A 6,258-nucleotide genomic window follows, 5' to 3' on the forward strand; every position below is an offset into this window, starting at 1 on the left:
GGCGCGGCCCGCGGCGGCCATGGCGGCGCAGGCGGGCGGGTCGGCCAGCACGGTCAGCAGGGTGTCGGCGAGGCGATCGGGGTCGTTGAAGGGCACCAGCAGCCCGTTGTGGCCGTGCTGGATCACCTCGTTCAGCGGCGGGTTGGCGGAGCCCACCACCAGGGCGCCGGAGGCCATCGCCTCCAGCAGGCTCCAGGAGAGGGCGTAGGGATAGCTGAGGTGGACGTGGGCGGCGCTGACACGGAACAGGGCCAGCAGATCGCGGTGCGCCAGGGGGGGCAGGAAATGGACCCGCTCCAGGGGGAGCCGGTGGCCGAGCAGGGCCAGCAGTTCGCCCTTGTGGCCCTCGGGGTGGGAGGAGGGGGCGCCGTAGCCGCTGCCGGTGCCCCCGACGATCACGGCCCGGGCGTCCGGGCGGGCGGCCAGCACCGCCGGCAGGGCGCGCAGGAAGCTGCGGAAGCCGCGCAGGGGTTCGAGGTTGCGGCTGGCGAAGGTGATCACCGGATCCCCGCGCACGAGGGTGGGCCCACCCTCCAGCCGCAGGCTGGTACTGCCGCTGGCGGCGACGGGCAGGGCGATGCCTTCGTGCAGCACGTGGAAGCGGCCGCGCAGGTGGGGGGGGAAGGTGTCGCGGGCGAAGCGGGTGGGCACCACGCAGGCGTCGGCGTCGGCCACCGCCGCCAGCGCCATCAGGTTGCCGCGGCGCCACTGGGCCCGCAGGGCGTGGGAGGGTGCGCCCAGGTCGGCATCGAAGCCGTAGCCGAGCAGGAGCGGGGCGGCATAGAGCTCGGGATAGGCGATCAGCACCGCCTCGGGCCAGATGTCCCGCAGGTAGAGCAGTTCCCCCCAGCCGCTGTGGCCCAGCACCGCATCGGGGCGGTAGCCGTCCGCGCGCAGCTGCAGGCAGCGCTCCTGGACACGGGCGGCCCGCCGCAGGCTGGTTTCGAGCAGGTGATCGGCCAGACCCTCCGGCAGGGCCGGCGGCTGCCAGCCGTAGTCGAGCCGCTGGCCCCGGGGGGTGGCACCCAGACCGAGCAGCCGGTGGCCACGGTGTTCGAGGGCGGGAGTCAGGTCACGAAACTGGCCGGGATGGTTCTGATGGATCAGCAACAGTTCCATCGGTCAACGCTATTACAATCCCGCTGCCTGAACTGACCTGCGTCATGTCGCTCTGGAGCCGTCTGTTCGGACGCCGGGATACGGTGAGCTGGGGTGAAAGAAAACTGCAGAAAGATAGTGGTCTGCTGGATACGCTGGTGAGCGATCCAGGCACCATCCCGATGGAGATGGATCGCCGGCCCGAGATCACGCCCTGGTCGGCGGCACGGCTGGGCACGATCTTCGCCGATTTCGCCCACGAAGCCACCCCCACCCGGCTGGCGGAGGCGCGGCTGGCCCGCCAGTGCCTGTCGAAGTTCTGGTTGAGTGCGCCGATCGATGCGCTGGAGCTTCTCTATGGCTCGGCGGTGGGTCAGAGCTATCGCCAGATGATCAGCGGCGAGCTGGCCTCGCAGCCGCTGCTGCGCGATGAAGAGAGCTGGAGGGACCATCTCTCCGAGCGGCTCCAGAGCGGCTTCGATCGGCCGGAAATGGCCAACGTTCTGCTGGCGGTGATGCCCTATTTCCGTCGCGGCAAGATGAAAGTGCGCAACTGCGAACAGAATCTTCCGGCCTGGTTGCTGGAGGACTACGCCAGCCTGTTCGAACCGGAGCTGCTGCCGCGTCTGCGCCAGCCCAGCCCCCTGGAGCGCCGCGCCCTGGCCCCGGCTGGGGCGTCGGCGGTGGGGTCGGTGGGCGCGGAGCCGGAGCTGCCGCCCCTGCCCCAGCTCTCCGGCTTCACCGGCGCCCAGGCCCTGCAGCTCACCGGCAGCGAGGAGTTCCTCACCCGCCTCAACGGGCTGGTCAACCTGTTCGAGATCGACCCCGACGATGGCGCCATCCGCCAGGAACTGGGCGGCTACCGGCGCCAGCTGGGCCAGATCTGGCTGGACACCCCCGACGAGCAGCTGCAGCCCCTGTTCGAGAGCCCCTTCGGCGATCTGTACCGCAAGTTCCTGCGCAGCGGCTATGCCGGGACCCCCCTGGCGGAGGAGGACCGGCAGCTGCGCACCCAGCTGGCCCACTATGTGCGCAACATGACCCGACCCAAGGCCACCCAGGTGGTGCTGGCGGTGCTGCCCTTCTACCCGCCCGGCAAGATCGGCTTCGCCGGTGGGGAGCAGTTCATGCCCCAGTGGCTGCTGGGGGCGCTGCCCAGCCTGTATGTGAAGAGCTGAGCGGGCCCGGCCTCCGGGCCCAGCGCCTCACTCGTGGAACTCCTTCCACAGCAGCCAGTAGGTGAGGTAGCCGAGCACGGGCAGCAGGATCATCGGGGCCAGGGCGAGCAGGGTCACCACCGGGGGGAGATGGAGCACCAGCCAGAGCAGCACCAGGCCGTAGGCGAGGAAGGCCAGGGCCAGGCCCACCCAGCGCTGGCGCAGACGCTCCCTGAAGCGCAGGCGCCAGGCCTTGAAGCGCCGGCGCCGGCGTTGCTCGGGCGGCACGAAACGCCACCAGTCGCCCTGGGGCCGGGTGCTCAATTGGATCGCAGGCGCTGGAGATTGCGGCGCTGATCCTCGAACAGGCCGGTGAGCAGGCTGATGACGCGTCGCTCGCGCAGGTTGATGTCGGCGGTGAGGGCCATGCCGGCCTGGAGCGGCACGCTGTCCTTGTCGGGCAGGGGGATGGTCTGGCGGCCCAGCCGCAGGATGACCGGGAAGTGGAGACCCTCGGCCTGGGTGCCGAGCACCTGCGCCTGCTCCTCGGGGGTGAGGGCATCGGAGCCGATCCGTTCCACCGTCGCCGGCACGTAGCCGAAGCTGCTGGCGGGGAAGGTCTCGAGCGAGAGTTCGGCGCTCTGGCCCACCTGCACGAAGCCGATGGCCTTGTTGGGCAGGTAGACCTTGGCCCGCAGCGAATCCTGGGGGACCACCTTCAGCAGGGGGGTGGTGGCGGCGGCGCCCACCACGCTGCCGGCGCTGACGTCGACGTCGAAGACGAGGCCATCGGCGGGAGCCGTGAGCACGCCGTATTGGATCTGCAGGCGGGCCTGGCGGATCTGGGCATCGAGGTCACTGATCTGGCGCAGGTTGGCCTCGATCGCGGTGCGCAGTTCCACGTCGGTGCCGGAGCCGGTGTTGACCAGCTGGGAGCGCAGCCGGGCGATCTCGCGCTCCTCCTCGGCCACGCTGGTCTGCAGGTCCTGCATGCGGTTGCGCGCTTCGAGCAGCTGCACCTCGCTGACGGCGCCATCCCGCACCAGGGACTGGTAGCGGCGCTCGATGTCGCTGTAGATGCGCAGGGAATCGCGGTAGCCGGCCAGGCGGGTGGTGCTCTTGGCCAGTTCCTCGCGGGCGGCCTCCAGGCGGCTGTTGAGCTCGCGGGCGCGATCCCGCAGCTGGCTGCGCTGGTTGGCGGTGAGGCCGGCGGTGGCGGTCTCCTCGCCGAGGGTGGCCTTGGCGATGCGGTTCTCATTCAGCAGCCGCTCGCGGATGCTCTCGGCGGCGGCCAGCTTGCTGCGGGGTTCGCGCAGGTCGAAACGGATCAGGGGCTGGCCCCGCTTCACCGACTGGCCCTCCTTCACCAGCACCTCCTCCACCACACCGGGGACGGGGGAGGCCACGTCCTTGACGGTGCTCGTGGGCTCGAGCTTGCCGGGCACCGCCACGGTTTCGGAGATCGGTGCGGTGACGCTCCAGAGGCCGAGGGCGGCCACCCCGCCCACGCCCGCCCAGACCAGCAGGCTGGAGCTGCGGCGGCTCTTGCGCAGCACCACGGTTTCGCGGAACGACCACTCCTGGGCCGCTTCCGAGCCGGCGGTGGCCAGGCCGCTGCCGAAGGGGTGGCTGGCCGGGGCGGGGTCGGTGGCGTCGGTGGGATCGGCCGCCGGCGCCCCGGCGGGAAGGGAGTCCTGGCCCACCAGATCGACGCGCACCGGAATCACCGGGTGGCGGCGACTGGCCCGGGGGGAGCGCAGCCAGCTGACACAGCCATCGAGCAGGGCGACGAGGCGGGAGGCGGGATCGGAGGCGCGGGGCGGGGTGGCCATCAGCTGAGTCCCTCCTGGTTCTGGCTGCGGTAGAGGGCGTAGTACCAGCCGCGCAGCTGCATCAGCTGGCGGTGACTGCCCTGTTCCATCACGGCGCCACGATCCATCAGCACGATCAGGTCGGCGGGCTGGACGGTGGAGAGGCGGTGGGTGATGAAGAAGACGGTGCGGCCCCGGAAGGCCTCGAACAGGTTGATGCACACCTGGCGCTCGGTGCTGGCGTCCAGGGCGCTGGTGGCTTCGTCGAGGATCAGCATGCGGGGGTTCTGGAGCACGGCGCGGGCCAGGGCGAGGCGCTGGCGCTGGCCGCCGGAGAGGCCGGCGCCCCGCTCGCCGACGCTGGAGTTGTAGCCCTGGGGCATCTGCATGATGAAGTCGTGGGCGCAGGCGATGCGGGCGGCGCGGATCATCTCGGCGGCGGTGGCATCGGGCTTCACCATCAGCAGGTTCTCGCGGATGGTGCCGTCGAAGAGCAGCGAATCCTGGGGCACCACCCCGATCTGCCGCCGCAGGGAATAGAGCTCCACCTTGCCGATGTCGAGGCCGTCGATCAGGACGCTGCCCCGCAGGGGGGCGTAGAAGCGGGAGAGCAGCTTGAGCAGGGTGGACTTGCCGCTGCCGGAGCCGCCCACCAGCCCCACGAAGGAGCCGGCGGGGACCTCCAGATCGACGCCGTCGAGCACCAGGGGCCCCTGGTCGCGGAAGCGGAAGCCCACATCCACGAACTGAACCCGGCCCTGGAGGGGGGGCAGGGGGATGTTGCTGGCCTGCTCGGTGGTCTGCTCGGTGTCGCGGTCGACCACATCGGCCACCATGCGCAGGGCCTGGGTGTTGAACTGGAAGTCCTGCCAGGTGGCCACCAGCTGCACCATGGGCTGGCGGATGTAGCCGGCGAGAATGTTGAAGGCGAACAGGGCGCCTAGGTTCAGCTCCCCCTGGATGATCAGCCAGATGGCCACGGCGACCACTAACAACTGGCTGACGTTGCTCAGAAAGTTGGACAGGTTGGCGATCGATTCGCGGGTCACCTTGAGCTTGAAGTCCTCGCCGATGTAGGCCGCGTAGCGGCTCTGGAACTCCCAGCGGGTCTTGAGTTCGGCGTTCTGGGATTTGATCGTCTGGATGCCGGTGATGGCTTCGGTGAGGAAGCTGGAGGCGCGCACGGCCTGGCCCATGGTGCGTTGGATCTGGCTGCGCACCAGGGGATTGCTCACCAGGCCCACGGCGGCGATCAGGGGCAGGGTGGCCAGGACCACCAGGGTGAGCAGGGGGCTGATGGCGAAGAGGATGGCCAGGTAGAGAAGGCTGAAGCCGAAGTCGACGAGGGTGGGCAGGGTCTTGCCGAGCAGGAAGTCGCGCAGGCGATCGAGCTGGGAGAAGTAGAAGGTGATCTGGCCCACGGGGCGGGCATCGAAGAAGCCCTGGGGCAGGCGCACCATCTGGTCGAGGATCGTGGCCTTGGCGTCCTGGTCGACGCGGTTGGCCAGATCGGTGAACAGGAAGCTGCGCAGGGTCTTGAAGATGCTCTCCACCAGGGTGGCCAGCAGCATCACGCTGGCGATGCTCACCAGGGCGCCGAGGTTGCGGCTGGCCACCACGCTCTGGATCAGCACCAGCAGGCCGAGGGGGAAGACCAGCCGCAGGGCGTTGATCACCACCGAGGCCACCAGCACCTCGATCAGCGCGCGGCGGTGCTGACGCAGGAAGGGAAAGTACCAGCTCCAGGTGAAACGTTGCTGCTTGGCATCGGGTTTGCGGTCGAACAGCAGCAGCTCCACCAGGCCGCCGTCGTGGGTGATGAGCTCCTCGGCGGGCACCAGCAGGGCCCCGAGCTCGGCCTCCAGCAGGCGGGCGCGGCCATCGGGCTCGACGCCGTCGAGCAGGCCGAAGTGACCGTTCTGGTACAGCAGGGCCGGGGCGGGCACCCGGGCCAGGCGGCTGGCGGGCACGCGGGAGAGCACCACCCGCAGGCCGAGGGTGTCCATGATCTGGCCGATGTTGACCAGGTTGAGCCGGTCCTGGCGCTGCAGGATCGCGTCCACCTGATCGGCCAGGGCATCGCGGTTCAGGGGCAGGCCGAAGTAGTCGGCCAGGGCCTGGCAGAGAGCCATGGGCACGGCCCGGGGACCGCTGGCGCGGGCCAGGGCGAGCTCACCGGCGCGGTCGCCGGC

General features: G+C 70.1%; 5 protein-coding genes. 1 reads left to right on the forward strand and 4 read right to left on the reverse strand.

Features of this window, described 5'->3' with window-relative positions; genetic code table 11:
* On the reverse strand, nucleotides 1-1,119 hold a 1,119-nt coding region (locus VB737_RS05030), incomplete at its 3' end, for a glycosyltransferase (protein WP_500311663.1).
* 44 nt (nucleotides 1,120-1,163) lie between these two features.
* Between VB737_RS05030 and VB737_RS05035 the strand changes: the two genes are divergently transcribed.
* On the forward strand, nucleotides 1,164-2,276 hold the full coding sequence (locus VB737_RS05035) for a hypothetical protein (protein WP_500311665.1): 1,113 nt from the start codon (nucleotides 1,164-1,166) through the stop codon (nucleotides 2,274-2,276).
* Between the two features lie 27 nt (nucleotides 2,277-2,303).
* Here VB737_RS05035 and VB737_RS05040 read toward each other — a convergent pair whose 3' ends face one another.
* The 3 genes from VB737_RS05040 to VB737_RS05050 form a co-directional block, all read right to left on the reverse strand.
* Nucleotides 2,304-2,579 carry a hypothetical protein gene (locus tag VB737_RS05040; RefSeq protein ID WP_500311667.1) on the reverse strand — a complete coding sequence of 92 codons (276 nt, stop codon included), beginning with the start codon at nucleotides 2,577-2,579 and terminating at the stop codon, nucleotides 2,304-2,306.
* Nucleotides 2,576-4,087 carry a beta-barrel domain-containing protein gene (locus VB737_RS05045; RefSeq protein WP_500311669.1) on the reverse strand — a complete coding sequence of 504 codons (1,512 nt, stop codon included), beginning with the start codon at nucleotides 4,085-4,087 and terminating at the stop codon, nucleotides 2,576-2,578. Before VB737_RS05045 ends, VB737_RS05040 begins: the two co-directional genes overlap by 4 nt.
* The coding region (locus VB737_RS05050) for a peptidase domain-containing ABC transporter (protein ID WP_500311670.1) at nucleotides 4,087-6,258 on the reverse strand (2,172 nt) is incomplete at its 5' end. The genes VB737_RS05050 and VB737_RS05045, both read right to left, overlap by 1 nt.

The organism is Synechococcus sp. BA-120 BA3, assembly GCF_034931285.1.
Lineage (GTDB): Bacteria > Cyanobacteriota > Cyanobacteriia > PCC-6307 > Cyanobiaceae > Cyanobium.

Excerpts from the sequence above, each read along its gene's own strand:
- VB737_RS05035 (WP_500311665.1), top strand. The coding sequence starts at position 1,164 with ATGTCGCTCTGGAGCCGTCTGTTCGGACGCCGGGATACGGTGAGCTGG.
- VB737_RS05045 (WP_500311669.1), bottom strand. The coding sequence starts at position 4,087 with ATGGCCACCCCGCCCCGCGCCTCCGATCCCGCCTCCCGCCTCGTCGCC.